At 68.1% G+C, this 2,168-nt stretch carries 2 protein-coding genes; one reads left to right on the top strand and one right to left on the bottom strand.

What is annotated here, in order from left to right; genetic code table 11:
* Window positions 1–1,038, top strand: a 1,038-nt coding sequence (locus tag NK1_RS33120) for a lipase family protein (RefSeq protein WP_084461863.1), incomplete at its 5' end; no start/stop codon positions are given.
* A gap of 89 nt (window positions 1,039–1,127) precedes the next feature.
* Here the strand turns inward: NK1_RS33120 and NK1_RS33115 are convergent.
* Window positions 1,128–2,168 (bottom strand): lipase family protein (locus tag NK1_RS33115; RefSeq protein ID WP_157104572.1); only part of this gene is annotated, 1,041 nt, incomplete at its 5' end.

Here is a 2,168-nt window from a genome sequence, read left to right as displayed (position 1 = left end):
ACCGCGGCAACCCTCGTCGATGCCCCGCTCGCACGCGCCGTGCTGATGAAGTTTCGCTCCACCTCGGCCCTGGGTGAGCCGTCGTTCGGCACCGCGACCTTCCTGGTCCCGACCGTCGCCTGGCCGGGGCCCGGCCCGCGGCCGGTGGAAGTGGACACGCTGCCGATCAACGCGCTGGGCTTGCGATGCACCCCCGGATACACCCTCGCGCACGGTGTCCGCGACAACAACGGAATCAATGTCTTCCTGCCGGGTGTGGCGGCCACGCTGAACAAGGGCCACGCCGTGCTGATCCCCGACCACGAGGGCCCGCTGGCCGCCTATGCGGAGCCCACCGTCGCCGGCCACATGACGCTCGACTCGATCCGGGCGGTCCGGTCGATGTTCCCGGAAGAGTTGTCCGGCAGTCCTTTCGCGGTCACCGGATACTCGGGCGGGGCGATCGCCTCCTACGCCACCGCGATGCTGCTGCACGAATACGCACCGGAACTGTCGGGTGTGCTCACGGGGGCGGCCGTGGGTGGCCTGGTGACCGATTACGGCGCGGTGGCGCGAGTGTTCAACGGGCGCAGCGCATCCGGAATCCTGTTGTCGGTTTCGCTGGCCATGGCGCGCGAACATCCGGAGATGCTGGACTACATGAACGATCTGGCGCAGTGGGCCGGCACCTCGCCACTGAAGGACATCTGCGGTGAAGCCGACGGCCCGCTCGGAGCCGTGGGTATCCCGATCGACGTGGCGGCGAATATCGAGAACCCGCTCGACAGCGATATCGCGGCGCGGATCGAACGACTGACCGACCTGACCGATCGCACATCGGCTGTGCCGCTGTACATCTACCACGGCGCCGACGACTTCTGGATCCCCATCCAGGGGCCTCGGCAGATGTATCGGCGCCAGTGCGGCCTGGGTGTCGCGGCGATGTTCCGCACCGAGCCCGGTGAACACGTCTCCGCGATGGTCAGCGGGGCGGCCGGTGCGAACGACTGGATCGATGCGAGGTTGCGGGGTGAGCAGGCACCGAACGAATGTGCCTGACGCGTGTGGCTCGCGTGCCGCTGCCCGCGACAGCGGCGCGCGAGCCACACTTCAACCGCGATTTCGGCTCGGCCCCCGGGAGAACGGCGTCAGCATTCGCTGGGCGCGGGTTCGCCGCGCAATCGCGCGAGGATCCAGTTGTCGAGTTCGGGCGAGCCGGTGACGTATCCGATCAAATGCTCACCGGGCACGACCCGGAAGACCGCCGGGACACCGCGCTCGCATTGCTGCCGGAACGTTCGCCGGGCGTCGTCGAGCGGAATCCACGGATCGTGCGCGCCGTGGTAGATGAACAGCGGCACCGCCGAGGTCCGGTCCCGCAGGTCCAATGCGGCGAACATCTCGTGCGCGATCGGGCCGTCCAGCGAATTGCCGGTGTTCGCCGCGACGTCCATCGGAAAACCGAGCACACCCAGCGGACCGTCCGCATCGCCGCAGATGTCCTTCACCGGTGAGGTCGCCACCCACTGCGCGAGATGATTCGTGTAGTCCAGCATCTCCGGATGTTCGCGCGCGACGGCCAGCGCCACCGAGAGCAGGATGCCGGAGGAGATATTGCCGTTGAATCGGCGGGCGACGTTCTCGTTGTCGGTGACCAGTCCGCCCGCGGCCGCCCCGACCACGGCGCCTTCCAATTCCGGCGCGTATTCGCGCAACAGCATGGCCGCCGCGTAGGAGGCGATTGCCCCGCCCGAGTATCCGCTGATCACGAAGTGGCTGTCGCCGAATTCGTTCGCGCCCACCGTCCGGGTCGCGCGAATCGAATCGAGAACCACGTGCCCGGCCACCTTCGGCTCGGCGTAGGCCATCAGCGGGCCCTCGTGGTCGGGTACCAGCACCGCGTGCCCTTGGCCAAGCGCCCACCAGATCGACGGCATGAAGACCGTGAGATCGGTGTTGGGTTTGTCCAGCAGACCGTGCGACATCTGATAACCCGGCGTGCAGTGCGATCCGAGGGAGTTGATCGGCAGTGCGTCCACCTCCACGGGTTGCGGCCCGGGACCGGCCCACGGGGCGGCCGGAGTGATCAGTGTGGCGGTGCCGAAGGTAGGCGCCCCGGATGCCGAGGTGGAGCGGAACTTCAGCAGCAGCGCGCGGCGGATCGGAACCGCCATCCGGAGGGCTGCGGT

This window comes from Nocardia kruczakiae NBRC 101016, from assembly GCF_001612965.1.
GTDB classification, from domain to species: Bacteria; Actinomycetota; Actinomycetes; order Mycobacteriales; family Mycobacteriaceae; genus Nocardia; species Nocardia kruczakiae.
Note: the sequence above shows the minus strand (reverse complement) of the source record. Positions and strands in the feature narration are given on the sequence as shown.